The organism is Pseudonocardia parietis, assembly GCF_017876315.1.
Classification (GTDB): Bacteria; Actinomycetota; Actinomycetes; order Mycobacteriales; family Pseudonocardiaceae; genus Pseudonocardia; species Pseudonocardia parietis.
Window position 1 is genome coordinate 4,744,374 of record NZ_JAGINU010000001.1, and the last position, 25,155, is coordinate 4,769,528.

20 protein-coding genes are annotated in these 25,155 nt (G+C 73.5%); 9 read left to right on the plus strand and 11 right to left on the minus strand.

What is annotated here, in order from left to right; genetic code table 11:
* Positions 1-93: 93 nt before the first annotated feature.
* Positions 94-744, minus strand: a complete 651-nt coding sequence (locus JOF36_RS22400) for a hypothetical protein (RefSeq protein WP_210030505.1) — start codon at positions 742-744, stop codon at positions 94-96.
* Positions 745-959: 215 nt separating this feature from the next.
* Between JOF36_RS22400 and JOF36_RS22405 the strand changes: the two genes are divergently transcribed.
* Positions 960-2,246 (plus strand): acyl-CoA dehydrogenase family protein, encoded by a 1,287-nt coding sequence (locus tag JOF36_RS22405; protein ID WP_210030508.1) that lies wholly within the window; start codon positions 960-962, stop codon positions 2,244-2,246.
* Positions 2,247-2,348: 102 nt separating this feature from the next.
* Here the strand turns inward: JOF36_RS22405 and JOF36_RS22410 are convergent, their stop codons facing one another.
* Together JOF36_RS22410 and JOF36_RS22415 are read right to left on the minus strand one after the other, a co-directional pair.
* On the minus strand, positions 2,349-2,837 hold the full coding sequence (locus tag JOF36_RS22410; protein ID WP_210030510.1) for a MarR family winged helix-turn-helix transcriptional regulator: 489 nt from the start codon (positions 2,835-2,837) through the stop codon (positions 2,349-2,351).
* A 23-nt stretch (positions 2,838-2,860) separates the two neighbouring features.
* Entirely contained in the window at positions 2,861-3,628 is a 768-nt protein-coding gene (locus JOF36_RS22415) for an enoyl-CoA hydratase-related protein (RefSeq protein ID WP_307862529.1), read from the minus strand.
* Positions 3,629-3,680: 52 nt separating this feature from the next.
* Here JOF36_RS22415 and JOF36_RS22420 point away from each other — a divergent pair, with 52 nt between their 5' ends.
* The 3 genes from JOF36_RS22420 (at position 3,681) to JOF36_RS22430 (ending at position 7,127) form a co-directional block, all read left to right on the plus strand.
* Positions 3,681-4,811 carry an MBL fold metallo-hydrolase gene (locus tag JOF36_RS22420; protein ID WP_307862530.1) on the plus strand — a complete coding sequence of 377 codons (1,131 nt, stop codon included), beginning with the start codon at positions 3,681-3,683 and terminating at the stop codon, positions 4,809-4,811.
* 260 nt (positions 4,812-5,071) lie between these two features.
* On the plus strand, positions 5,072-5,419 hold the full coding sequence (locus JOF36_RS22425) for a histone-like nucleoid-structuring protein Lsr2 (RefSeq protein ID WP_210030512.1): 348 nt from the start codon (positions 5,072-5,074) through the stop codon (positions 5,417-5,419).
* Positions 5,420-5,591: 172 nt separating this feature from the next.
* Positions 5,592-7,127 carry an acyl-CoA synthetase gene (locus JOF36_RS22430; RefSeq protein ID WP_210030513.1) on the plus strand — a complete coding sequence of 512 codons (1,536 nt, stop codon included), beginning with the start codon at positions 5,592-5,594 and terminating at the stop codon, positions 7,125-7,127.
* A 14-nt stretch (positions 7,128-7,141) separates the two neighbouring features.
* On the opposite strand, the gene JOF36_RS22435 is transcribed toward JOF36_RS22430, so the two are convergent.
* A complete protein-coding gene (locus tag JOF36_RS22435) occupies positions 7,142-8,338 on the minus strand; it encodes an MFS transporter (RefSeq protein ID WP_307862531.1) in 1,197 nt (398 codons plus the stop codon).
* 33 nt (positions 8,339-8,371) lie between these two features.
* On the opposite strand from JOF36_RS22435, the gene JOF36_RS22440 reads away from it, so the two are divergent.
* The gene (locus tag JOF36_RS22440; RefSeq protein WP_307862532.1) at positions 8,372-9,007 is read left to right on the plus strand and encodes an MOSC domain-containing protein; all 636 of its coding nucleotides are present in this window, start codon (positions 8,372-8,374) and stop codon (positions 9,005-9,007) included.
* Here JOF36_RS22440 and trpS read toward each other — a convergent pair.
* Positions 8,988-10,052 (minus strand): tryptophan--tRNA ligase, encoded by a 1,065-nt coding sequence (gene trpS, locus JOF36_RS22445; protein ID WP_210030515.1) that lies wholly within the window; start codon positions 10,050-10,052, stop codon positions 8,988-8,990. The two genes, JOF36_RS22440 and trpS, sit on opposite strands and share 20 nt — an antisense overlap.
* A 202-nt stretch (positions 10,053-10,254) precedes the next feature.
* Here trpS and JOF36_RS22450 point away from each other — a divergent pair, with 202 nt between their 5' ends.
* The 4 genes from JOF36_RS22450 to JOF36_RS22465 are packed head-to-tail and all read left to right on the plus strand — an operon-like array spanning position 10,255 to position 16,302.
* Positions 10,255-11,676, plus strand: coding sequence for a pyridoxal phosphate-dependent decarboxylase family protein (locus tag JOF36_RS22450; RefSeq protein ID WP_210030516.1), 1,422 nt, complete (start codon positions 10,255-10,257; stop codon positions 11,674-11,676).
* A 32-nt stretch (positions 11,677-11,708) separates the two neighbouring features.
* The gene (locus JOF36_RS22455) at positions 11,709-13,502 is read left to right on the plus strand and encodes an ABC transporter transmembrane domain-containing protein (RefSeq protein WP_307862533.1); all 1,794 of its coding nucleotides are present in this window, start codon (positions 11,709-11,711) and stop codon (positions 13,500-13,502) included.
* Positions 13,499-15,283, plus strand: coding sequence for an ABC transporter ATP-binding protein (locus JOF36_RS22460; RefSeq protein ID WP_210030517.1), 1,785 nt, complete (start codon positions 13,499-13,501; stop codon positions 15,281-15,283). Before JOF36_RS22455 ends, JOF36_RS22460 begins: the two co-directional genes overlap by 4 nt.
* Before the next feature lie 35 nt (positions 15,284-15,318).
* Entirely contained in the window at positions 15,319-16,302 is a 984-nt protein-coding gene (locus JOF36_RS22465; protein ID WP_210030519.1) for an iron-siderophore ABC transporter substrate-binding protein, read from the plus strand.
* 74 nt (positions 16,303-16,376) lie between these two features.
* On the opposite strand, the gene JOF36_RS22470 is transcribed toward JOF36_RS22465, so the two are convergent.
* From JOF36_RS22470 to JOF36_RS22495, 6 genes are read right to left on the minus strand one after another with little or no spacing between them, the layout of a single operon-like run.
* A complete protein-coding gene (locus JOF36_RS22470; RefSeq protein WP_210030521.1) occupies positions 16,377-17,609 on the minus strand; it encodes an aminotransferase class III-fold pyridoxal phosphate-dependent enzyme in 1,233 nt (410 codons plus the stop codon).
* The gene (locus tag JOF36_RS22475) at positions 17,606-18,640 is read right to left on the minus strand and encodes a transketolase family protein (protein ID WP_210030523.1); all 1,035 of its coding nucleotides are present in this window, start codon (positions 18,638-18,640) and stop codon (positions 17,606-17,608) included. Before JOF36_RS22475 ends, JOF36_RS22470 begins: the two co-directional genes overlap by 4 nt.
* On the minus strand, positions 18,637-19,479 hold the full coding sequence (locus tag JOF36_RS22480) for a transketolase (RefSeq protein ID WP_210030524.1): 843 nt from the start codon (positions 19,477-19,479) through the stop codon (positions 18,637-18,639). Before JOF36_RS22480 ends, JOF36_RS22475 begins: the two co-directional genes overlap by 4 nt.
* Positions 19,480-19,489: 10 nt before the next feature.
* Entirely contained in the window at positions 19,490-21,664 is a 2,175-nt protein-coding gene (locus JOF36_RS22485) for a N,N-dimethylformamidase beta subunit family domain-containing protein (RefSeq protein WP_210030526.1), read from the minus strand.
* On the minus strand, positions 21,661-23,868 hold the full coding sequence (locus JOF36_RS22490; protein WP_210030528.1) for a N,N-dimethylformamidase beta subunit family domain-containing protein: 2,208 nt from the start codon (positions 23,866-23,868) through the stop codon (positions 21,661-21,663). Before JOF36_RS22490 ends, JOF36_RS22485 begins: the two co-directional genes overlap by 4 nt.
* On the minus strand, positions 23,865-24,911 hold the full coding sequence (locus JOF36_RS22495; RefSeq protein WP_210030530.1) for an extracellular solute-binding protein: 1,047 nt from the start codon (positions 24,909-24,911) through the stop codon (positions 23,865-23,867). The genes JOF36_RS22490 and JOF36_RS22495 overlap by 4 nt, the downstream gene beginning before the upstream one ends.
* Between the last annotated feature and the right edge of the window lie 244 nt (positions 24,912-25,155).

Consider the following 25,155-nt stretch of genomic DNA (forward strand, 5'->3'; position numbering starts at 1 on the left):
GCAACGCCTGTACCCATGGCGGACGCGCGTGTCCGAGCGCGCCCGGGGCGGGGCTCCGGGCAGGCGCCCCGGAGCCCCGCACGGGGTCGACCGTCAGGGACGCTTGGTCTCGACGGTGTAGTACGCCTTTCCCTCGACGATCTTGTAGGCGGAGAAGACCGCGACCGGCGACCGGTCGGCCGTGTCCCGCACGGTGAACGACTTCCCCGGTGCGAGCCGCTGCGCGGTGCTCCCGGCCGGGCCCGAGATCCGAGCGTCGACCGGGTGGGCACCGACGTTCTTCACGGTCGCGGAGTCGATGGCGCCGTTCTTGTCGGTGTCGACGACGGTGGTCTGCAGGCGCGGCTTCACCACACAGGTCACGGCGCCGTAGGAGACCTTCGCGGTGCTGTAGTGGCCCTTCCCGTTCTCCCACTTGTAGGCCGCGACGGTCGCGTTGCCGGCCGGCACCGAGCCCTTGCCGGTCGCGAACCGGTGGTAGTAGGCCTTGCCGGGAGCGATCTTGGAGACCTTGTGGTCGCCGAACGCGGTGGTCACGCGCACGTCGATCGGGGCGGTGTCGCGGTTGAGCACGTGAACGGGCACGACCGCGGTCTCGGTGGCGGTGTTGCACTCGGCCTTGGCGCTCGCGGCGGTGTTCACCCCGGGCGCCGGCTGCGCGAGTGCCGGGGCGGCGAGAGCGACCGTTGCCCCGACGGCGAGGGCGGCACCGACGACAGCGCTGACGAGACGATGGGTCTTCACGATTCTCCTCCGAACGACGCACCACCGTGGTGCTTCCGGCGGATACACCGTTGGAGCGGACAGCCCTATTAGCAGTCGGCCCCCGCAATACCCAGTTTTAGCGATATCCCCGCACACCGGCAGCACGAGGCCCGGGCGGCCCGGCCGTACCGCAGGACCGGCCCGCCGGGTTACGTTCGCAGTGACAACGACGTTCGCACGGGAGGCGGTTCACGATGGCGTGGGACTTCAGCACCGATCCGGAGTTCGAGGAGAAGCTCAAGTGGATGCGGGGCTTCGTACGCGACGAGATCATCCCGCTGGAGACCCTCGACCTCGACCGGGAGACGTTCGCCCGGATCACCGCGCCGCTCAAGGAGCAGGTCAAGGACCAGGGCCTGTGGGCGGCGCACCTGCCCCCTGAGCTCGGCGGCGGTGGGTTCGGGCAGGTCGCGCTCGGGCTGATGCACGAGATCCTCGGCCAGTGCCGCTACGCGCCGGGGATCTTCGGCAACCAGGCGCCCGACTCCGGCAACGCCGAGCTGCTCTCCATCGGCGGCAGCGACGAGCAGAAGGAGCGCTGGATGCATCCGCTGCTGCGCGGCGAGCTGCGGTCCTGCTTCTCGATGACCGAGCCGGGCGCCGGTGCCGACCCGACGATGCTCACCACCCGGGCGGTCCGCGACGGCGACGAGTACGTGATCAACGGGCACAAGTGGTTCTCCTCGAACGCCTCGGCCTCGGACTTCCTGATCGTGATGGTGGTGACCGATCCGGACGCTCCGGCGTACCAGCGGGCGTCGATGATCATCGTTCCGACCGGCACCCCGGGCGTCGACGTCGTGCGGGACATCCCGGTGATGGATCATCCCGAGATCGGCGGCAAGCTCTACGGCGGGCACGCCGAGGTCGTCTACCGCGACGTCCGGGTGCCGGTCGAGAACCTGGTCGGCAACCCCGGTGACGGCTTCAAGCTGGCCCAGCAGCGGCTCGGCCCGGGCCGCATCCACCACGCGATGCGCTGGCTCGGCCAGTCCCGGCGGGCCTTCGACATGCTGTGCGAGCGCGCCGTGTCGCGGACGGCGAGCGGCTCCCGGCTCGCCGACAAGCAGATGGTGCAGGACATGATCGCGACGTCGGCGGCGGAGATGCAGGCCGCCCGGCTGCTCACCCTGCATGCCGCGTGGACGATGGACCAGGTCGGTGCCGCGAACGCCCGGATCGAGATCGGGATGATCAAGTACTGGGGCGCCCGGGTACTGCACGACGTGATCGACCGGGCGATCCAGGTACACGGTTCGCTGGGCTTCTCCGGCGACCTCCCGCTGGAGCACATGTACCGGGCGGCACGCGCCGCGCGGATCTACGACGGCCCGGACGAGGTGCACAAGGAGTCCGTCGCCCGCCGGATCCTGCGCGGCTACACCCCGGTCGACGTGCCGACCGAGCACATCCCCACCCGCACCGAGGCCGCCCGCGCGAAGTTCGCCGAGTACCTGCAGGCCGCGACCGCCGACGCCTGACATCGTGACCGGGGAGTCGTGCGGGATCGGTGCCAGATCTGACACCGATCCCGCACGAACCGGCGATCATTCCGGTGGTGCGGCGGGCATGCGGTCAGACGGTCAGGGGGCCGGGGTTGCGGGGCGGCCGTCGGCGAGCTCGGCGCGGTAGTCGGCGACGAGCGCGTTCATCGCGGACAGGAACCTTGCCGCGGCGTCGAGCTCGGCGTCGTCGAAGTCCTGCAGGACCGCGTCCATCCGGGTGCCCAGCGGCCCGAAGAAGGCACCTCCGACCCCGGCGGCGTTCTCCGCCTCGCGCAGGCTCACCTGCCGCCGGTCGGTCGACTCCCGGCTGCGCCGCACGTGCCCGGCCCGCTCGAGCCGGTCGACGAGCGCGGTCGTCGCGCCGGTGGAGAGCCCCAGCCGAGACCCGAGCCGCCCCGGGGTCAGCGGCGCACCCGCCGAGTCGGCGCGCATGACGGCCAGCAGCGCGTGCAGGTCGGTCGGGTGCAACCGGTGCCGCCCGGCGAAGGCCTGGCCGAGCAGCTCGGCCTCGCCGGCGTAGTCCTGCAACAGCGCGACCAGTTCCTCGCGTCGCGTCCGGGCAGCCATGCGGGGAGCCTATCGCGGGGTGCTCAGCGACCCGTCCAGCGCGGTTCCCGCTTCTCGAGGAACGCGGCGATGCCCTCGGACCGGTCCGCGGACCCGTCGATCGCCGCGGAGGCGATCTCGGTGGCCGCCCAGCCACGCTCGTCGGGTTCTGCCACCACCCGTTCCAGGGCGCGCAGCGACACCGAGACGGCGAGCGGCGAGTTCGCACAGATCTGCTGCGCGAGCTCGAGCGCCGTCTCCTCCGCCCGGCCGGGCTCGACCAGCTCGTTCACCAGACCGAGCGCGTACGCGCGGGACGCGTCGAGCGGGCGGCCGGTCACCAGCATCTGCTTGGCCACGTTCAGCGGCAGCGGTCGCGGCGCCCGGAACAGGGCCCCGCAGTTGGCCACCAGCCCGCGGGCGACCTCCGGCAGCCCGAACCGGGCCGTCGACGAGGCGACGACCATGTCGCACGCCAGCACGATCTCGAAGCCGCCGCCGTAGGCGGCACCCTCGACCGCGGCGATCAGCGGCCGCCGCCGCTCCCGGCGCACCACGCCGTAGTTCCCGCCCCGCGGGGTCGGGCCGCCGGAGCCCGCGGCCAGGTCCGTCCCGGCGCAGAACGCCGCCGCGTCACCGGCGAGCACCCCGCACCAGAGGTCCGGGTCGTCGTCGAGCAGGTTCAGCGCGTCGTCGAGGGCCGAGGTCATCGCGGCGTCCACGGCGTTGCGCTTGTCCGGGCGCGTCATCCGCACCAGCAGCACCTGCCCGTGCCGTTCGATCTCGATGCGCGGCTGCATTACGTCGGTCACGATCGAGAGCGTAGGTGGGAGCGCCCGCGCGGGCGTTCGTACTGTGGAGATCGTGTCCCGCACGATCCGCGCCGCCGCCGCAGCGGCCGCCCTCTCCCCCGCCCTGGCCCTGGCCGGGCTCGGCCTGCACCTCCGCCGCAACATGGGCGCCCCCGGCTTCGAGCTGCGCCGGGCGGCCGAGACCTCCCCGAACGCGATCGACGGGATCTTCGCCAACACCGAGCCGGGCCTGCCACGGGCCAAGGCCTCGCTGAAGATGCTGGTCAACATGGTGCGCGACCGCTCGACCGAGGGCGCGCCGCCGGGTCCGGTACCGCTGGTGCGCCCGGAGCTCCCGGCCGCCCCGGCCGGCCTGGCGGCCACCTGGCTGGGCCACGCGAGCGTCCTGCTGGAGGTGGACGGGCGCCGGGTGCTCGTCGACCCGGTCTGGTCGGAGTACGCGTCGCCGGTCCCGTTCTTCGGCCCCCGGCGGCTGCACCCGGTGGTGGCACCGCTGTCCGCGCTCGGCGAGATCGATCTCGTCCTGCTCACCCACGACCACTACGACCACCTCGACCGGCCGACGGTGCACCACCTGGCCCGCGACACCTCCGCGGTGTTCGTCTGCCCGCTCGGGATGGGCGCACACCTGCGGTCGTGGGGCGTGCCGGGGCACCGGATCGTCGAACGCGACTGGGACGGCGTCGTGGCTGTCCGCGGGCTCACCCTGACCTGCCTGGAGACGCGGCACTTCTCCGGGCGCGGGTTCCGCCGCAACACGACCCTGTGGGCGGCCTGGAAGGTCGCGGGACCGGACCACTCCGTCTACGTCGGCGGCGACACCGGCCCGAGCCGGGTGCACGCCCGCACCGGCGCCGAGCACGGCCCGTTCGACCTGACCCTGCTGCCCGTCGGTGCCTACGCCGACCTGTGGCCGGACATCCACACCGACCCCGAGCAGGCGGTGGCCGCGCACGCCGACCTCGGCGGGCGGGTGATGCTGCCCGTGCACTGGGCGACGTTCAACCTCGGCTTCCACCCGTGGGACGAGCCGGTGGAGCGGGCCCGCAAGGCCGCGGCCGCCCACGACGTCGTCCTGGCGCTGCCCCGGCCCGGCCAGCGCGTCGACCTGACCGGAGCCCGTACCCAGGACGCGCTCCGGGCCGCCGTCCCGGCCGAGCCCTGGTGGCTCACGTCCGGGTGAATCCGCACCAGGGTGGTCCTTTCTGCCCATTCCCGGTGGGCCGTACGCCGTATCCGCAGTTCTGACCACTGCGGGCATCGGTCCGCGTCACGAGCCCGGCGCCATTGTGCGGGCGGGTTCGACACGGCACATCGGCATCGCATATCGTTCCGTACGGGAAAACGCTTCGCCGTATGACCCGGGTCGTTTACCGACTCACTCGCAGCGGCGCCCGTTCATCCGCTCGGATGCCCCAGATTCCCCGGGAAGGAAATGACGACGTGGCGCAGCAGACGACGATCACCCTGGTCGACGACCTCGACGGCTCCGACGCCGACGAGCAGGTGGAGTTCACCGTCGACGGCCGCACCTACGAGATCGACCTCTCCTCCTCGAATGCCGGGCGCCTACGGGATTCCTTGGCGCCCTTCGTCTCCGCGGCCCGCCGGGTGGGTGGTCGGCGCCCGGCCGGATCCGCGGCGCCGATCCCCGCGAACGGATCCAGCGCATCGGAACGGGCCGCGAACCGGGCGGTTCGGGAATGGGCGACCGCCCAGGGTATGAAGATCTCGGAGCGGGGCCGTATCCCGTCGTCGGTTCTCGAGGCCTATCGGAACGCGCACTCGTAGTCACCCGGCCGGCCGTGCGAACCGCCGGCCGGAGGTGCCTCGAACGTCACGAAACGGCCCGGCGCGGTCAACACGGTCCACCGGCATCGGATGGCAGGATCGGGGCCGGAGATTCCGCACGGTACCGGCCACGGGTGGGTGCGCGCTGCGCCGCAGACGACGAGAGGTCCCGATGTTCCCAGGCACGCACGCCGCCACCACCCCCGACAAGCCGGCCGTGATCATGGGCGGGTCGGGTGACACCCTGACCTTCGCCGAGCTGGAAGCGGGCTCGGCGCGGCTCGCGAACTACTTCCGGGCGGCCGGGCTGCGCAAGGGCGACGTCGTCGCGCTCGTCTCGGACAACGCCCCGCGCGTCTACGAGGTCTACTGGGCCGCCCAGCGCTCGGGGCTCTACATCACCGCGGTGAACCACCACCTGTCCGCGCCGGAGACCGCGTACATCGTGCGGGACTGCGGCGCCAAGGCACTCGTCGTCTCCGCGGGCGTCGCCGGGCTCGCCGCGGCCATCGAGGAGCACGTGGACGTCCCGGTCCGGCTCGCCTTCGGCGGCGAGATCCCCGGCGCGACGTCGTACTCCGACTACGACGCCGAGCTCGCCGACGTGTCGCCGGAGCCGCCTGCCGACCAGCCGCGCGGCGCCGACATGCTCTACTCCTCCGGCACGACCGGCCGCCCGAAGGGGATCAAGCCGACGCTGCCGGACCGCCAGGTCGACGAGCCCGGCGACACCTACCAGGCGCTGTTCGGGCCGATGTACGGCTTCGACACCGGCACCGTCTACCTCTCGCCCGCGCCGCTCTACCACGCCGCACCGCTGCGCTTCAGCGCCACGGTGCAGGCGCTCGGCGGCACCGTCGTGGTGATGGAGCGGTTCGATCCCGAGCAGGCGCTCGCGCTGATCGACGAGCACTCGGTGACCCACTCGCAGTGGGTGCCCACGATGTTCGTGCGGATGCTGAAGCTGCCCGAGCAGGTTCGCGCGCGCTACGACGTGTCCTCGATGAAGGTCGCGATCCATGCCGCCGCGCCGTGCCCGGTCGAGGTCAAGCAGGCGATGATCGACTGGTGGGGACCGGTGCTGCACGAGTACTACGCGGCCACCGAGGCCATCGGCATCACCTTCATCGACTCGGCGCAGTGGCTCGAGCACCCCGGCTCGGTCGGCCGGGCGGGGCTCGGCATCATCCACATCTGCGACGACGAGGGCAGAGATCTCGGCCCGGGCGAGGTCGGCACCGTGTACTTCGAGCGCGAGGAGCGCTCGTTCGAGTACCACAACGACCCGGGCAAGACGCGCGCCGCGCAGCACCCGGACCACGAGAACTGGGCCAGCACCGGCGACCTCGGTTTCCTCGACTCCGAGGGCTACCTCCACCTCACCGACCGCAAGGCGTTCATGATCATCTCGGGCGGAGTGAACATCTACCCGCAGGAGGTCGAGGACGCGCTCGCCCTGCACCCGAAGGTGCACGACGTGGCGGTGATCGGCGTGCCCGACGAGGAGATGGGCGAGGCGGTCAAGGCCGTCGTCCAGTCCCCGGAGGGGGTCGAGGCCGGTCCGGAGCTGGAGCGCGAGCTGATCGACTTCGTGCGGGAGCGGATCGCGCACTACAAGGCGCCGTCGTCGGTGGACTTCACCGACTTCCTGCCGCGCACCCCCACCGGCAAGCTGGTCAAGCGGGAGCTGCGCGACCGGTACGTGTGACGGCCGCGGGCGCGCTACCCCCGCTGGGCGTAGCGCGCCCGGGCCCACGCCGCGCCGAGGCCCAGCGGCACCGACACCGCCAGCGCACCGAGGAACAGGGCGCCGAACGCGCCCGTGTCGGCGAGCGGTGCCCCCAGGGCGGTGCCGGCCGAGCTGCCCAGGAACAGCATCGTCGCGAACAGCGCCACGGCCGTCGCCCTCGCCTGCGGCACGACCTCGGTCGCCCAGGTCTGCAGCGTCGAGTGCAGGAACGCCCACGCGCCACCGAGACACAGCCCCGCCGCGCCGATCGTCGCCGGGTGCACCGTGACCAGCGGGAACACCCACGCGACGGCGAGGAACACCCCGCCGGTCGCGGCCAGCACGGCCGGGCTGCGCCTGCCGACCAGCCGTCGTACGACCCGGGAGAACGCCAGGGCGCCGACGCCGTAGCCGCCGGCCGCGAGCCCGGCGAGCGCCGCGGTACTCCCGCCGGCCTGCAGGGCGGGTGCGAGGTAGGTGAGCACGCCGAGCACCACCGCACCCTCGACGAAGGCGAGCAGCAGCACCACGCGCGCCCAGCCGTCACCGAACACCGCCCCCAGGGGACGCAGCACCGCGCCCCATCCACGCGGGCGGTCCCCGGTGCCCGCGGTGCCGGGTTCGGGCAGTGCCCGCAGTGCCACCGACAGCAGTGCCGCACCGGCGGCCGTCGTCACGAACACGGCCCGCCAGCCGAGCAGGTCGGCCAGCAGCCCGGCCCCGGCCGTGGCGACGGCGGTCCCCAGCGCGGTGGCCGCGAGCAGGTCGGACAGCGGCCGTTGCCGGACCGCCGACGGCCAGGTGTCACCGACGTAGACCAGCGCGGCCGGGATCAGCGCCGCGGTGCACGCCCCGGTCAGCACCCGGGCCACGATCAGGATCGGCAGCGTCGGCGCGAGCACCGACGCCATCCCGCCGAGCACGGCCCCGACCAGCGCGACCCGCATCACCCGCACCCGGCCGATCCGGTCCGAGAGCAACCCCCACACGATCTGCATGAGGCCGTAGGCGAGGAAGTAGCCGCCCGCGGCACCGGCCGCGGCGGCCAGCGGGGCACCGAACGACATGGCGATCGGCACGAGCAGCGGCGCGATCGCGAACCGGTCGCAGGTACTGGTCAGCGCGGCGAGCTGCAGCAGGCGCAGCCGCCGGGTGCCGTCGGGAACGGCGTCCTCGGGGGGCGGACTCACCGGTGCAGTCTCCACCGGGTCTACCGTCCGGGCGTGGGCACCGTCGAATCCGTCAACGTCGGCACCGAACGCCCGATGCTCGCGACGACCGGGACGTCCGGCATCGACAAGCGCCCGGTCACCGGGCCGGTCCGGGTCGAGGTGCCGGGCGCGGGGGCGAGCGGACTGGCCGGCGACACGATCAGCGACACGACGCACCACGGCGGCCCCGACAAGGCCGTCTACGCCGTCGCCCGGGAGGACCTCGACCGCTGGGCGCCCGAGCTCGGGCCACTGCGCCCGGGGATGTTCGGGGAGAACCTCACCCTGCGCGGGATCGACGTGACCGGGGCCGAGCTCGGCGAGCGGTGGCGGGTCGGCGCGGTGCTCCTGCAGGTCACCGTGCCGCGGATCCCGTGCCGGACGTTCGCCGCCTGGCTCGGCCGCGCCGGCTGGGTGAAGACGTTCACCGCCGAGGCCCGCCCCGGCGCCTACCTGCGGGTGCTCGAACCCGGCCCGGTGCGGGCCGGGGACCCGGTGTCGGTCGAGCACCGGCCCGGCCACGGCGTCACCATCGGCACGACGTTCCGCGCGCTGCTCACCGAGCCCGGCCGGCTCCCCGGGTTGCTGGCCGCCGGGGACGACCTGCACCCGGAGGTCCGGGAGAAGGTCATCCGGCGCACGGCGTAGCGGACGGGTAGCGCATCCCCATCGCGTCGCGGACCTGGTCCAGGGTGGTGTCGGCGATCGCGTTCGCCGCCGCGTTGCCGCGGGCCAGCACCGACTCGACCAGGCCCGGCTCGCGGGCGAGCTCGGCCCGCCGGGCGCGGTGCGCCGCGAGGTGCGTGTTCACCGCCTCGGTCGCGGTCTTCTTGAGCAGGCCGGCCCCGCCGTCGCCGATCTGTTCGGCGACCTCCTCGGGGGTGCGCCCGCTGCACAGCGCCACCGTCGAGACCAGTCCGGAGACGCCGGGCCGCGCCTGCGGGTCGAAGGTGATCCGGCGCTGCGGGTCGGTCGGGGTCCGCCGGATCAGCGCGGCGGTCTCGTCGGCCGTCATACCGAGCACGATCGCGTTGCCGTAGCTCTTCGACATCTTGCGCCCGTCGAGCCCGGGGATCTCCGGGGCGTCGGTGACCATCGGCTCCGGCACCCGGAACACCGGGGCGTACCGCTCGGCGAACCGGCGCGCGATCGTCCGGGTCAGCTCGACGTGCGGCAGGTTGTCCTTGCCGACCGGCACGAGGTCTGCCTTGCAGAACAGGATGTCCGCGGCCTGGTGCACCGGGTAGGTCAGCAACAGGCCGGACAGGGCCCGGCCGGACGCGGCGAGCTCGGCCTTCACGGTCGGGTTCCGGTGCAGCTCCGCCTCACTGACCAGGCTGAGGAACGGCAGCATCAGCTGGTTCAATGCCGGCACCGCGGAGTGGGTGAAGATCGTCGTGCGGTCCGGGTCGAGCCCGGCGGCGAGCAGATCGAGCACCGCGCCGCGCACGTGCTCCCCCACCCGTTCCGCCGTCTCACGGTCGGTGATGACCTGGTAGTCGGCCAGGACCACCAGGACGTCCACACCGGACCGTTGGAGGCGGACGCGTTCGACGATCGACCCCGCGAGGTGCCCGAGGTGCAGCGGGCCGGTGGGGCGTTCCCCGGTGAGGACGCGGTGTTCGTGCGGCGCGGCGGCGATCCGGGCGCGCAGGGCCGGCATGCGGTCGACGGTGGCGGTGAACGAGCTCATGATGATCTCTCCCTCGACAGTGGGAGCTACACGAGGGACCACACCGCGGGGACGCGCGGGCTGCTCGTGCAGCCCGCGGACGTGCGTCTACCCGGCTGCTCTACGCAGCCACCACCAGGCGGATCGGGTCGGACGCATGCCGGTCACCGTACGCCCCGCCTCGTCCCGGCGGACGGGAGATCGCACCCGGTAGCGTCGCGTCGTGCCCGACCTCACGCCGGACGAGTTCCGCGCCCTCGGCCATCTGTTCGTCGACGCGGTCGCGGACGCACGAGCCGGTATCGGCGAACGCCCGGTCCGGGACACCGTGGAGCCGGGCACCGTGCGGGCCCGCTTCGCCCGCGAGGCGGCCGAGGAACCGTCCTCGCTGGCCGGGTTCCCGGCTCTGGTCGACGCGGTCACCGGCGATGCCGACACCCGCTGGCAGCATCCCGGGTTCCACGCGTTCTTCCCGGCCAACGCCTCGCTGACCTCGCTGCTGGGCGATCTGCTCTCCGGCGCCGCCGGGGTACAGGGGATGCTGTGGTCGACCTCGCCGGCCTGCACCGAGGTCGAGCAGGCGGTCACCGACCAGCTCGCCAGGGCGCTCGGGCTACCGGAGACCTTCACCCACGACGGCGGGGGCGGCGGCTCGATCCAGGACTCGGCGTCGTCGGCGGCGCTGGTCGCGCTGACCGCCGCGCTGCACCGCGCCGCCCCCGACCCGGACACCGGCTGGCGGGCACGGGGTGTGACCGGCCGCGAACGGGTCTACGTCTCCCCCGACACGCACTCGTCGCTGGCGAAGGCGGTGCGGGTCGCCGGCCTCGGCGCCGCCGCGCTGCGCACCGTGCCCTGCTCGCCCGGGACCCGCTCGATGGACCCGGCGGCGCTGCGGGCGGCCCTGCGCGCCGACGTCGAGCAGGACTGCGTCCCGGTGCTGGTCTGCGCGACGGTCGGGACCACCTCGACCGGGGCGAGCGACCCGGTCGGCGCGATCGTCGAGGTCGCCGCGGAGCACGGCGCCTGGGTGCACGTCGACGCGGCGTGGGCCGGGGTGGCGGCGCTCTGCCCCGAGCACCGGTGGGTGATCGACGGAGTGGACCGGGCCGACTCGTTCTGCACCGACGCGCACAAGTGGCTGCTCACCGCGTTCGACGCGTCCCTGCTGTGGGTCCGCGACGCGGCGGCGCTGCCGTCCGCGCTGTCCATCACCCCGCCGTACCTGCGGGACGCGGCGTCGGACTCCGGTGCGGTCATCGACTTCCGGGACTGGCAGATCCCGCTCGGGCGCCGGTTCCGGGCCCTGAAGCTCTGGGCGGTGCTGCACGGCCAGGGCCTGTCCGGCCTGCGGGAACACCTGCGCGGACACGTCGCCCTCGCGGGCGAGCTCGCCGAGCGGATCCGCGGCCACGACGGTCTGGAACTGGCCTGCGAGCCGGTGCTGTCGCTGGTGTGCCTGTGGTCGACCGAGGGCGACGCGGCGACGCGCGCCCTGCTGGAGCGGGTCAACGCCGACGGACGGGTCCTGCTCTCCGCGACGGAGCTCGACGGCCGGCCGGTGGTGCGGGTGGCGTTCGGCTCGATCGGGACGACCCGTCGCCATCTCGACGAACTGTGGGAGATCCTGATCGCCCGGTCGTGATCTCCGGGCGTAGGTAAGGTTACCCTGACCGCGTGACAGGACCGGCCGATCAGCCCTTGCCCGGCGTCGTCGCGGGGCGGGACGTCCTGCGGGGGTCGCTGCGCGCCTACCGCGGCCGGATCGCCGCGGCGGGCGCGCTGTTCTCCACCCATCAGGCGGGCGAGGCGCTGGTGCCGCTGCTCGTGGGGGTCGTGATCGACCGCGCGGTCGCCACCGGTGACCCGGTCGCGATGGCCGGCTGGCTCGCCGTGCTGGCACTGGACTTCCTCATGCTGTCCTACGCCTACCGATTCGGCGCCCGGCAGTCCTGGTACGCCGAGGCCTGGGCGGACGCCCGGCTGCGCCGCGAGGTCGCCGGCCGCCTGCTGGACCCGCGCGGTGGCGGTGAGACCGGGCGGTTGCCCGGTGAGCTGACCGGCATCGCGGTCTCCGACTCCAAGCGGGTCGCCGAGCTCCACGTCGCGCTGCCGATCCTGCTGGCCGCGGTGTGCGCGGTGGTCGTCACCGCCGTCGCCCTGCTGGCCATCGACCTCTCGCTCGGGCTGCTGATCCTGCTCGGCACACCGCCGCTGCTGTGGGTGGTGCAGCTGGTGGTGAAGCCGCTGGAGAAGCGCTCCGGCGCGGAACAGGAGCGGGCGGCGCAGGCCGCGGGCACCGCGGCGGACCTGGTCTCCGGGCTGCGGGTGCTGAACGGCATCGGGGGCCGCGCCGCGGCGGTGCGGCGCTACCGCGACTCCAGCCGGGTGGCGCTCGGCGCGACCCTGCGCGCCACCCGCGCCGAGGGCGGTTTCCTGGGCACCGTCGCGCTGGCGAACGGCCTGTTCCTCGCGGTGATCGCGCTGGTCGGCGGCCGGGCGGCCGCGAACGGTGACATCACCGTCGGCCAGCTCGTGTCGGCGGTGGGACTGGCCCAGTTCCTGATCGGCCCGCTGCAGATGTTCGGGTTCGTCATCGCCCGCACGGCGCAGGCCCGGGCGTCGGCGGCCCGGATCGCGGCGGTGCTGTCCGCCCCGCCCGCGGTCACCGGTTCCGGCGGCGATCTCACGGACAGGGGCCTCCCGGACGGAGCCCTCCCGGACGGCGACCCGACGGCCGGCCCCGGGGTGCTGTCGGTGCGCGGTCTGCGGCTGCGCCGCCCGGCCACCGCGGCGGGCACGACGGACGGACCCGCTCCGCACGACGGTGTCGACGTCGAGGTTCGGCCCGGCGCGCCCACCGCCGTCGTCGCCGCCGACCCGGAGGACGCCGCGGAGCTGCTGGCCGTCCTCGCCCGCGAGACCGAGCAGGCACACGGGAGGGTCACCCTGGACGGCGTCCCGCTCGACGCGTGGCCACCCGAGATCACCCGCGGTGCGGTGCTCGTCGCCGCGCACGACGCCCACCTGTTCACCGGTTCACTGCGCGACAACGTCGTCGCCGGCGCACCGGACACCGCCGACCCCGAGCCCGCGATGGCCGCGGCGGCCGCCGACCAGGTCGCGCAGACGCTGCCGTCCGGCGCGGACACCGACGTCTCGGCCCGTGGCCGGTCGCTGTCCGGTGGGCAGCGCCAGCGCATCGCCCTGGCCCGTGCCCTCGCCGCCGACGCCCCCGTCCTGGTGCTGCACGACCCGACGACGGCCGTGGACGCCGTCACCGAGACCCGGATCGCCGAAGGTCTGGCCGCGCACCGCGCCGGACGCAGCACGCTGCTGGTGACCACCAGCCCGGCGTTGCTGGGACGGGCGGGCAGCGTGACGTTCGTCGTCGACGGGCGGGTGCACGCCCGCGGCACGCACACCGAACTGATGGCCGACGAGACCTACCGTTCGGTGGTGACCGCATGAGCTCCGGTACCGACCTGCTGCCCACCGCGTCCGGGACCCGGATCCGGGCGGTGCTGGCCGAGCTGGCCCGCCCGCACCGCCCGATCGCCGTCGTCACGCTGGTCGTGCTGGTCGCGGGCGCCGCGGTCAGCCTGCTGGTAGCCCCGCTGCTCGGGGAGATCGTCGACCGGGTCGCCGAGGCGCAGGGAGCCGACGCGGTCCTGTCGCCGGTGCTGGCGCTGGCCGGCATCGCCGTCGCCCAGGGGTTGCTGGCCGCGCTCGGCGTGGCCCTGGCGGCGCGGTTCTGCGAGACGCTGCTCGCCGGGCTGCGCGAACGCTTCGTCGACCGGGCGCTGCACCTGCCCCAGGCCCGCATCGAGTCGGCGGGGGCGGGCGACCTGACCTCCCGGGTCACCGACGACGTGTCGGTGGTGAGCGAGGCGGTCCGTGAGGCCGTCCCGGAGCTGGCCCGCTCGGCGCTGATGGTGGCACTGACCCTGGTCGGGCTCGCCGTGCTGGACTGGCGGTTCCTGCTGGCCGCGCTGCTCGCCGCCCCGGTGCAGGTGTGGACGGCGAAGGCGTTCCTCGGGCGGTCCACCCCGCTCTACACCGCGCAGCGGATCGCGGGCGGGGCCCAGCAGCAGCACCTGCTCGACACCTCCGCGGGCCTGCCGACGGTGCGGGCGTTCCGGCTGCACGAGCGGCACGCGTCGGCCATCGCCGAGCGCGCCGCGGAGGTGGCCCGCCTCGCCGTCGCCGTCGTCCGGATGCACACCCAGCTGTTCGCCCGGCTGAACCTCGCCGAGTTCATCGGGCTCGCCGCGGTGCTGGTCACCGGGTTCTGGCTGGTCGGCGCCGGTGCGACGACGATCGGGACGGCGAGCGCGGCCGCCCTGTACTTCGTCAACCTCTTCACCCCGATCAACGTCGTGCTCTTCCAGCTCGACGCGGCCCAGACCGCGCTGGCCGGGCTGCGCCGCCTCGTCGGTGTCGCCGATCTGGACCGCCCGCAGGAGCCTGCGACGCCGGCCACGGCAGACGGTGCCCGGGTCCGGGTGCGCGGACTGACCCACCACTACGTCGACGGCCACCCGGTGCTGTCCGAGGTGGACCTCGACGTGGCACCCGGTGAGCGGGTCGCGCTGGTCGGGGCGAGTGGGGCGGGCAAGTCGACGCTCGCGGGGATCGTCGCGGGCGTGCACGCACCCGCCGCCGGCACCGTCGAGATCGGCGGTGCCCGGCTCGACGAGCTCGACTCCGAGGGGCGCCGCGACGCCGTCGCCCTGGTCACCCAGGAGGTCCACGTGTTCGCCGGCTCGCTCGGGGCCGACCTGCGCCTCGCCCGGCCGGACGCCTCCGACGACGACCTGCTCGCCGCCCTGGACCGGGTCGGGGCGGGGTCATGGGCGCGTGCGCTACCCGACGGGCTCGACACCGTCGTCGGCGACGGCGGGCACCGGCTCCCGGTGGTCGCGGCCCAGCAGCTCGCGCTGGCCCGCGTCGTCCTGACCGACCCGCGGGTCCTGGTGCTCGACGAGGCCACCGCGGAGGCCGGCAGCGCCGGTGCCCGCGCCCTCGAGGAGTCCGCCGAGGCCGCGCTCGCCGGCCGGACCGGGCTCGTGGTCGCCCACCGGCTCACCCAGGCCGCGACGGCCGACCGGGTCGTCGTCCTCGACGACGGCCTGGTCGTCGAGCAGGGCCCGCACGACGAGCTGGTCGCCGCCGGCGGCCGGTACGCACTGCTGTGGGCGGCCTGGACCGGTGCCCGTAGCGCCCAGCCGTCCCCGTCCCCGCAATCGTGATCCGCGCCGCGGGTCCTCCGGAAAGGATCTCCTCGATGCCCCGATCCCTGCTGCGCACGTTCGCCGCGTGCGCGGTCCTGCTCCTCGCGGTCGCCGGTTGTTCCTCCGGCGGCGAGGAGCAGCCCGCGGCCTCCGGCGAACCCGCCCCGGCCGGGGCCTTCCCCGTGACGCTGAACCACGCGTTCGGGTCGACCACCATCACCGAGCGGCCCGAGCGCGTCGTCGCGATCGGCTACAACGAGGCCGACTTCGTGATGGCGCTGGGCGTGCAGCCGGTCGCCGAGCGCCAGGTCATCGGCGACTTCCCGTTCCAGCAGCGGCCGTGGCTGCCGCAGCCGCCGCTCGGCCCGACCCCGCAGGTCCTCGACGCCAACACCCTGCCGGTCGAGCAGATCGCCGCGCTGCAGCCGGACCTGATCCTCGGCGTCTACTCCTTCATCGACCGCGCCACCTACGACGCGCTGTCCAAGATCGCGCCGACGGTCGCCCAGCCGACCGAGGACGGCACCAACGCCGCCACCTGGGACCAGCAGACCCGGATCACCGGCCAGGCCCTGGGTCGCAACGAGCAGGCCGAGCAGGTCATCGCGACGACGCAGCAGAAGTTCGACGACACGAAGCAGCAGCATCCCGACTTCGCCGGTAAGAAGCTGAGCATGGCCTTCTACACCGAGGGGGTCCCGTACAACCTCGGCACCGACGACCTGCGCGCGCAGCTGTTCGCCGGGCTCGGGTTCGAGGTCCGCCCGGACACCCAGACGCTCTCGCTCGAGCAGCAGGGCCAGATGGACGGCGACATCGTCGTCGTGATCGGCCGGAGCAAGGCCGAGGCGATGGCCGACCCGGTGTTCGCCGCGATCCCCGCGGTGAAGGAGGGCCGGGTGGCCTTCCTCCCGCCGTTCAGCTCCGAGTTCGGTGGGGCGCTGGGCTACTCCAGCCCGCTGTCGCTGCCGTACGCGATCGACACGGCCGTCCCGCTGCTCGAGGGTGCGCTGAAGGGCCAGGCGCCGGGGGCCTGAGCCCCGTCCCGAGCCCTGGGACCTGAGCCCCGACGGCCCCGTGACGCCTGCTGCGTCACGGGGCCGTCGACGGTTCAGTCGCCCAGCACGGCGAAGGCATCGTCGGTGCGAACGAGGATCTCGTCGATGTCCTCGTCGGTGTGGGCGGCGGAGAGGAACCAGTTGTGCCAGGGGTGCAGGTACACCCCGCGCTGCACGGCGGCCTCCGCCCAGGTGGTGGCCAGCCGGAAGTTCTCGTCGCCGGCGAAGGAGAGCATCGGCATCTGTACCGGACCGGTCTGGCGGATCTCGACACCGTGCGCGGCGGCCTGGGCGGCGAGGCCCGCACGCAGCCGGGTGCCGGTGCGGGCCATGGCCGGCAGTGCCACACCCTTGCGCAGCTCGGTCAGGGTCGCGAGACCCGCGGCGAGCGGTACCGCCGCCGTCCAGAACGACCCGGTCACGTAGATCGAGCGGGTCGCCTCGCGCAGTGCCTCGATCCCGGTCACGGCGCCGAGCGCCTGCCCGTTGGCGATCGCCTTCGACCAGGCCGACAGGTCGGGCCGGACGCCGAGGGGTTCCCAGCTGCCGCCGAGATCGAGCCGGAACCCGCAGCGGACATCGTCGAGGACCAGGACGGCACCGGTGCGGTCGGCGAGGGCGCGCAGCCCGCGCGCGAAGGCCGGGTCGACGAGCTCCTGGTCGTGCTTGATGTCGTGGCGCATCGGGCAGACGACGATCGCGGCGAGGTCGTCGCCCGCCTCGGCCGCGGCGGCCTCGGCGGAGGCGAGGTCGTTGTACTCGTAGTGGACCAGGTGTGCCTGGTCCTCGGCGGTCACACCGGCCCCGCGCAGCGAGCACCACGGCACCGCGCCGTGGTAGGCGCCGCGCGCCACCAGCAGCTTGCGCTTCCCGGTGGCCGCGCGGGCGATGGTGACGCACGTGGTCGTGGCGTCGGAGCCGTTCTTGCAGAACATCGCCCAGTCCGCGGACGGGACGGTGTCCACCAGCAGCTCGGCGAACTCGACGGCGACCGGGCTGGTGCCGTCGAGGCAGTCACCGCGTTCGAGCTGATCGAGGACGGCCGCCGTGACGCCGGCGTGGCGGTGGCCGAGGACCACCGGACCCCAGCCGCACATCAGGTCGAGGTAGGTGCGCCCGTCGGTGTCGGTGACCCGGCAGCCGTCCCCGGAGCTCATGAACTGCGGGTGCGCCGAGCTGAAGGCCTGGACGGACATGTGGCCGTACATCCCGCCGGGGATCACCTGGCGGGCACGCTCGCGCAGTGCGAGCTCGCGCTCGCCGAGGACGGTCGGTGCGGTGGTCATGCGGGGGTTCCCTTGCTGGAGTCGAGCAGGTCGCGGGCGACGGCGGCGATGCCGGGGCCGTCGAGGCGGTAGTGGGTGTAGAGCCCGGCGGGTGGCCCGACGGGCACGTGCTCGTCGGGTACCCCGTGGCGGCGGAACGGGACCTGCACGCCCGCTTCGAACAGGCACTCGGCGACCGCGGTGCCCAGTCCGCCGGTCACGTTGCCCTCCTCGACGGTGAGGACGGCGCCGGTGGTGCGCGCGGCGTCGAGCACGGCGTCGCGGTCCAGCGGCGCGATCGTGAACATGTCGACGACCCGGGCGGAGACGCCTCCCGCCGCCAGCTCCTCGGCGGCCTGCAGCGCGGGGTGCACCTCGGAGCCGGTGGCGATGATCGTCAGGTCCGCGCCGTCGCGGACGGTCTCGGCGCGCCCGATCCGCAGGTCCGGCACCTCGGGATAGACCTCCGGGTCCCGGCCACGGCCGAGCCGGATGTACATCGCTCCGGGCTGGTCGAGCGACAGGCGCAGCAACGCGCGCAGGTGGTTCGCGTCGGTGGCGCAGACGACGGTCAGGTCGGCGATGCAGCGCATCATCCCGATGTCCTCGAGGCTGTGGTGGCTCGTGCCGTAGAAGCCCATGGACATCCCGGAGTGGTGGCCGACGACTCGCACCGGCATCCCGGGATAGGCGCAGTCGGTGCGGATCTGCTCGGCTCCGAGCAGCGCCGCGAACGCGCCGAACGTCGCCGCGAACGGGACGTAGCCCGACGCCGCCATGCCGGCAGCCATCGTGATCATGTTCTTCTCGGCGATGCCGACGTTGACGAACCGGTCCGGATGCCGGTTCGCGAAGTCGGTGGCCCGGTTCGAGCGGGCCAGATCGGCGGTGAGCACGACGATGCGCGGGTCGTGGTCGGCGAGCTCGGCGAGCTCCTCGCCGAACACGAACGCCGGGATCGCCCGGGTGTCGGTGCCGTCGACCGAGCGGGTGTCCTTGAGACCGACGTTCGCGGTGCCGTTGAACAGCTCCGACTGGTCCTGGGTGCTCATGCGCGCTCCTGCCCGAGCTCGGTCATCACGTCGTCGTAGTCGGCGCCCACGAGGTTGCCGACGTGCCAGTCGGGGGACAGCTCCATGCGCTCCACACCCTTGCCCTTCACCGTGTCCGCGACGACGAGCTGCGGCCTGCCGTCCGCGGCGCCCGGCAGCCCGGCGAACAGCTCGAGCAGCGCGGGGATGTCGTGGCCGTCGACCCGGTGGGTCTGCCAGCCGAACGCCGCGAAACGCCGGTCGATCGGCTCGGCGGCCATGACGTCACGGACGAACCCGTCGATGCCGAGCTGGTTGGCGTCCACGATCGCGACGAGGTTGCCCAGCCGGAAGTGGCCCGCCGACATCGCGGCCTCCCAGACCTGGCCCTCGGCCAGCTCACCGTCGCCGAGCATGCAGTAGGTGCGGTGGTCGGACCCCGACATCCGGCCGGCCAGCGCCATCCCCGCGGCGATCGACAGGCCGTGCCCGAGGGATCCGGAGGAGAAGTCGATGCCGGGGATGCGGCGCATGTCCGGGTGGTCGCCGAACGGGCTGCCCAGGCGGGTGTAGGTGTCCAGTTCGGACGGGTCGAAGAAGCCGAGATCGGCGAGCACGGGGTACAGCCCGATCGCCGCGTGCCCCTTGCTCAGCACGAACCGGTCGCGGTCGGGCCAGTCCGGGCGGGACGGGTCGAGGCGCAGCCGGCTGTAGTAGAGGACGGAGAAGAGCTCGGCGCACGAGAACACGGCGCTGTAGTGGCCGGCTCCCGCGATCCGGGTGAGCCGGACGGTCTCGGTGCGCACGAACCTCGCCCGATCGGCGAGATGCGAGACCTGGTCGGTACTGGTGACGGACACTCCTGCTCCTTTACTGCTCGCCGAGCACCGGGCCGGGGTGGTCCCGGAACCGGTCGAGGACGTTGCCGGTGATGCGGGAGACGTCGTTGTCGCCGTCCTTGTGGGTCATGGCCGTCGACCAGGCGATCGAGCCGACGGAGAATGCGGCTCCGCCGCCGGGGCGCCCGAGCAGGACGACGTCGGCACGGACCTTGGGATGGACGCCCGGCGGTGCGGCGGCGTAGCCGTGGTCGGCCTCCTCGGGGACCAGCGAGATCTTCTGCGAGTGCCCGACCGACGACGCCAGCACGACGGCATCGGCGGGCGTACCGAGCGTGACGTCGGCGCGGTCCAGCTCGTCGCCCGCCGCACCACCCAGGCCGGGCCCCTCGGTGCCGAAGACCTCGCCGGCCTCGGCGCCCACCCCGTCGAACACCCAGGAGACCGACGGGTCCGTGCTCGCCGCGCTGCGCGCGTAGCCGTAGCCGGCGTCGAAACCCTGGGCGGTGAACCCGACGCCGGCCACCAGGTTGGGGGCACGCCCGCGCATCCGCCAGAGCCCGCCGGGCTCCCCGGTCGCCGCGAGGTGTTCCTCGCCGGGATCGGAGACCCAGGTGGCGACGCCCGCGTGCCCGCGGCGGATCTCCAGGCAGTCCGGGTGCCCCGGGTGTCGCGCGGTGACCTGGTAGAAACCGTTGCCGCCCAGGTACAACAGCCGGCCACCGGCCCGGGTGTGGGCGAGGTAGGTGTCGAGCATCCCCGCCGAGCAGTACTCGGGATGGCTTCCGGTGAGCACCACCCGGTAACGGGAGAGCAGGTCGGCGCCCTCGCGTTCGACCTCGTCGTCGGTGACCACGGCGTAGTGCTCGCCGCGCCGGTCGAGCCAGTCGAGCAGCAGCAGGTCCTGCGCGTAGTGGCGGAACCCGCGGGTGGTGGGGGTGAAGTAGTCGGGGCGCAGGTTGACGATCGGGCGAAGCCGGCTGGAGTGGCAGACGCCGCTGCCGTCGGTGTGCACGTCGTAGAGCGAGCGGCCCAGCTCGGGGTGCGCGGCCAGCCAGCGGTCGCGCTCGTCCACCCCGCGCGCCTCCCCGTAGATCACCAACCGTTCGGTCTCGTACTCGGCGTAGGTGCGCCAGTTGGCGTACGCGAGGTAGGTCCAGGTGGGCAGCACGACGAGCACGGGGGCCTCGTGCCGGGCGGGGGTGACGACGAACGGGATCCGGTCGACGTCGCCGTCGGCGCTCGTCCTCAACGCGTAGACGCCGCTGGGCAGATCCGTGGGCACGGACCAGGTGAGGTCCGGCTCCCAGCCGGCGTCGGCGAGGTCGTCGTCGTGCAGGTGCAGGGCGTCGAACTCGGCGGGGGCGCGCCGGAAGTCGGTCTCCGCGCCGGTCCAGAACGGGCCCGGCACGCCGCGGGTGGGCAGGTGCCGGATCACCGCGCCGCCGGTCAGCCGGCCGCGGTCGGGCACGCGGGTGCCGCCGGGGTCGGTGGCGAGGTCGAGGGCGCTGGTGCCGTCCGGGTCGAGCAGTGCGAGGGGATCGGCGCCGGAGGCGAGTGCCGCGGTCGTCGCCTCGGGCCATGCCGTCGTGGCGACGACGGGACGCGCCACCTTGCCGTTGAACGTCCGGCCGAGCCCGCCGGTGGTGGTTCCGTCCGAGCCGATCCGCAGTGTTCCGGCCACCGGCTCGGGCACCGCGGCGGATGTGGCCACGGCGACCGGCATGCCCGGCCGGTGGAGGGTGAGCCGCACCGCGCCCGTGGTGTCGACCGTCGCGGCGGCGAACGCCCAGCACCGTTCGGTGGGTGGGACGGCCAGGGTGGCCTGCGGCGCGTCACCGCGGCGCAGGGCGATCCCGGCCGCCGAGACCTCGAGCACGAGCTCCCCGACCGCCAGCAGCGGTCGCGCCTCGTCCTCGAGCAGGGTGGGCAGGAACCAGATCGCCAGGCCCAGCTCGTCGGCGGGGCCGAGCGGGCCGGCCTCGGCGAACGAGCCGGACGTGGTCATCTGGACACGCCCCGGCAGCGTCCGGGGCATTCCGGCCTCGACCGGTTCCTCGACGAGGGCCGTCCCGTGCCGTTCGGAGCCGCCGCGCCGCAGGCGCACGATCTCCGGCCGGTAGGCGGCGTGCTCGGAGCTGACGCAGAACGTGATCTTCGCACCGGCGCGGACCGAGAGCCGGTCGGCGTACCCGACGATCCTCATGCACCCACCGCCGGTCCGGCGTGGTCGCGGAAGCGGTCGAGGACGTTCGCGGTGATCCGGGAGACGTCGTTGTCGCCGCCCTTGTGCGTCATCGCCGTGGACCAGGCGATCGAACCGACCGCGAAGACGGCCCCACCGCCGGGCCGGTCGAACACCACGATGTCGGCCCGGACCCGCGGGTCGGGCGAGACCGGCGCCCGGTGCGAGATCGTCCGGTCGTCCGCGACGAGCACGATGCTCGCCGAGTGACCGATCGAGGTCGCGAGCACGACCGCGTCGGCCGGGGTGCCGAGCGCGATGTCGGCGCGGTCGATCTCGTCTCCCGCCGCACCGCCGAGGCCCGGGCCCTCGTCGCCGAAGACCTCGCCGACCGCGACGTCCACCCCGTCGAAGACCCAGTCGACGGCACGGCTCTGCGCGGACCGGCGGTAGCCGCTCGCCTTGTCGAAGCCCTGCGCCGTCATCCCCACGCCGAACGCCCGCTGCGGGGCCCGGCCCCGCCAGCGCCACAGCCCGCCGGGCTCGCCCGTCCCGGACAGGTGCTCCTCGCCCGCACCCGACGCCCACGCCGTCGTGCTGCCCCGGGCGCGGCGGATCTCGACCGCCCCGGACGGGCCGGAATGGCGGTTGGTGACGTGGTAGAAGCCGTTGCCGCCCAGGTACATCAGCCGGCCGCCGTGCGCGGTGAAGGACTCGTAGGCGTCGAGCATCCGGGCCGACGAGTACTCCGGATGACTACCGGTGATCACGACGCGGTGCCCGGCCAGCGCGTCGGCGCCCCGGTCCTCCAGCTCGTCGTCGGTGATCACCGCGTAGTCCTCGCCGCGCCCGTCGAGCCAGTGCAGCAGCGAGAGGTCCTGCGCGAAGTGGCGCAGCCCGCGGGTGGTGGGCGTGAAGTAGTCGGGCCGGATGTTGACGATCGGGCGCGCCCGCGAGGAGTACATGACGCCGCTGCCGTCGGTGTGGACGTCGTAGAGCGACTTGCCGAGCTCGGGATGGCGGGCGAGCCAGCGGTCGCGCGGGTCGACGCCGCGGCGCTCCCCGTAGAGCCCGACGCGCTCCTCCTCGAACTCGGCGTAGGTGCGCCAGTTCGCGTAGGCCAGGTAGGTCCAGGTCGGCAGGACCACCAGGACCGGCGCCGGGCGGGCCCCGGCGGGCGGGGTGACGACGAACGGGATCCGGTCGACGTGCTCGCCCGCGCGGACCTTCAGCGCGTAGGCCCCGCTGGGCAGGTCCGCCGGCACCCTCAACGCGACGTCGGTCTCCCACCCGGCGTCGTCGAGGTCGTCCTCGTGCAGGTGCAGCGCGTCGTACTCGTCGGGAACGCGGCGGAGGTCGGTCTCGGTGCAGCTCCAGAACGGGCCGGGGACGGCGCTCGCCGGCCGGTTCACGGCCGTGCCACCCGCGGTCAGCGAGCCGTCGTCGGCCACGGATGCGGACGCGGGATCACGGCCCAGCGCGAGCGCGCTCACACCGTCGGCACCCAGGACCTCGACGGCAGCCGCGCCCGCGGCGAGCCGCGCGGTGGCCTCGGCTGCCCAGCCGCTCCCGGAGACGACGGGCCGGGCGAGCCGCCCGTTGAAGAACCCGGTGGGTTCCCCACGGCCGCCGGCGCCGATCCTCAGCTGTCCCCCGCGCCAGGACGGCGCCCCCGCGACGTCGGCCGAGGCACCCCCGATACCGCCTCCCGGACGGTGCAGCTCCAGGCGAACCTCACCGGCCGGGGAGACCGTCGCCGCCACGAACGACCACTGGCGCAGCACCGGCGCCGCGTCGAGGCGGGCCAGTTCCGTCCCGCCCGCGTCACGGAGCGCGCAGCCATCGGCCGTCACGGCGAGCCGGTACCCGGCGCTCCCGTCGGGCGCGGTCAGCGCCAGGACGGTCTGCTCACCCTCCAGGAGCGTCGGGTGGATCCAGGCCGCCAGTCCGGCGCCGTGCACGACGGCGTCCCCACGCACCGCCGCCTCGACACAGGAGCCGGCGCGGGAGACCTGGACGCGGCCGGGCACGGTCGCGGGGAGCTGGGCAGCCACCTCGTCGTCGAGCACGTCGTCCTCGAGCAGGTCGCACTCGTGCACCGGCGAGCCGCCACGGCGCAGCCGGACCAGCGACGGCGTGAACTCCGGTAGCTCGCAGCCGATCTTGAACTCGATGCGCCCGCCCGCCGGCACCGACAGCCGGTCGGCGTACCCGAGCAGCCTCACCGGTTCACCCAGTCCGTCCACCGCTGGGTGGCCTCGTCGAGGTTCGCGGCCCACCACTCGTTGTCGCGGTGCACCTCGGTCCCGGTGACGTTGCTCGTCGCGATGAAGGAGTTGAGCAGCGCGTCGTCGGAGGGCTTCGCGTTGGCGTTGGCCGCCCCGTAGGGCTGGCGCCTCATGATCTCTTCCTGCGTCGGGACGTCGAGCAGGGCGTTGATCAGGTCGTACGCCTTGTCCATGTTCGGGGCGCCCTTCACGATCCCCAGGGAGTCGGTGTAGTAGAGCGGCTGGTTCCAGACGACCTTCAGGTTGGCGCCGTTCTTCGTCGCCTCGTAGGCCCGTCCGGGCCACGCGAGCATCATGTCGACCTCACCCGACTCCAGCGCCTGGGTCTGCTGCGCGCCGGTCTCGTAGAACCGCGCCGAGGGACGGATCGTGTCGAGGGTGGCGAACGCACGTTCGTAGTCGAGCGGGTAGAGCTGGTCGCCCGGCACCCCGGAGGCGAGCAGTGCGGTCTCGATACCGGCGTCCTTGGCGTAGTTCATGATCCCGCGGGTGCCGGGGAAGTTCGTCGTGTCGTAGAAGTCCGCCCAGCTCTGCGGCGGCCGGTCCCCGTAGACATCGGCGTTGTAGACCAGCAGGAACGAGGACTTCAGCACGGGTACGCCGCACTCGGAGGTCAGCGCGGGATCCAGGCCCTCGGTGTCGATCCGGGACATGTCGAGCTTCTCGAACAGGACGTCGCACTTCGCGACCGTGCGATAGGGCGACGCGTAGAAGACGTCCCACGTCGGGGTTCCCGACTCGACCATCGCCGTCAGCTTCGCCTCGTTGTTCGGCGACTCCTCCGCGACCTGGACGCCCTGCTCGGCGAGCTGCTTGTAGGCGGTATCGGCGAAGATCGAGGCCAGGGCGCCGCCGGTGTTGCTGAAGACGACCGTGCCACCGGCTCCCGTGTCCCCGCCGACCGTGGCGAAGCACCCGGTGGCGCCGACGGAGACAACTGCAGTGAGGGCCAGCGCGGACAGGAGTCTGCGATTGCGCACGGGGACCACCTTCGTTTGACGGGCGAGACGGCCAGTCCGTTTCACCATACGGAATGCACTTCGCGATGTGGTAGATGAAGAATGGTCGGACGACCGAAGGGCGTCAAGAGGGTTAACGTAAGTTGCCAGCTCAGATGCGTTGCGGCGACGTAACGGGCGCAAGGAAGGCTTGACAACCCGGGCCGTGACCTCGACGCTCGCATTTCACTTGGTGAAATCAATGCCGGAATGCGTGATCGAAGTG

Bases quoted from the DNA above. Each gene is read 5' to 3' on its own strand.
- JOF36_RS22430 (WP_210030513.1), top strand. From the start codon at position 5,592: ATGTTCCCAGGCACGCACGCCGCCACCACCCCCGACAAGCCGGCCGTG.
- JOF36_RS22475 (WP_210030523.1), bottom strand. From the start codon at position 18,640: ATGAGCACCCAGGACCAGTCGGAGCTGTTCAACGGCACCGCGAACGTC.
- JOF36_RS22465 (WP_210030519.1), top strand. From the start codon at position 15,319: ATGCCCCGATCCCTGCTGCGCACGTTCGCCGCGTGCGCGGTCCTGCTC.
- JOF36_RS22460 (WP_210030517.1), top strand. From the start codon at position 13,499: ATGAGCTCCGGTACCGACCTGCTGCCCACCGCGTCCGGGACCCGGATC.
- JOF36_RS22470 (WP_210030521.1), bottom strand. From the start codon at position 17,609: ATGACCACCGCACCGACCGTCCTCGGCGAGCGCGAGCTCGCACTGCGC.
- JOF36_RS22410 (WP_210030510.1), bottom strand. From the start codon at position 2,837: ATGGCTGCCCGGACGCGACGCGAGGAACTGGTCGCGCTGTTGCAGGAC.
- trpS (WP_210030515.1), bottom strand. From the start codon at position 10,052: ATGAGCTCGTTCACCGCCACCGTCGACCGCATGCCGGCCCTGCGCGCC.
- JOF36_RS22485 (WP_210030526.1), bottom strand. From the start codon at position 21,664: ATGAGGATCGTCGGGTACGCCGACCGGCTCTCGGTCCGCGCCGGTGCG.
- JOF36_RS22405 (WP_210030508.1), top strand. From the start codon at position 960: ATGGCGTGGGACTTCAGCACCGATCCGGAGTTCGAGGAGAAGCTCAAG.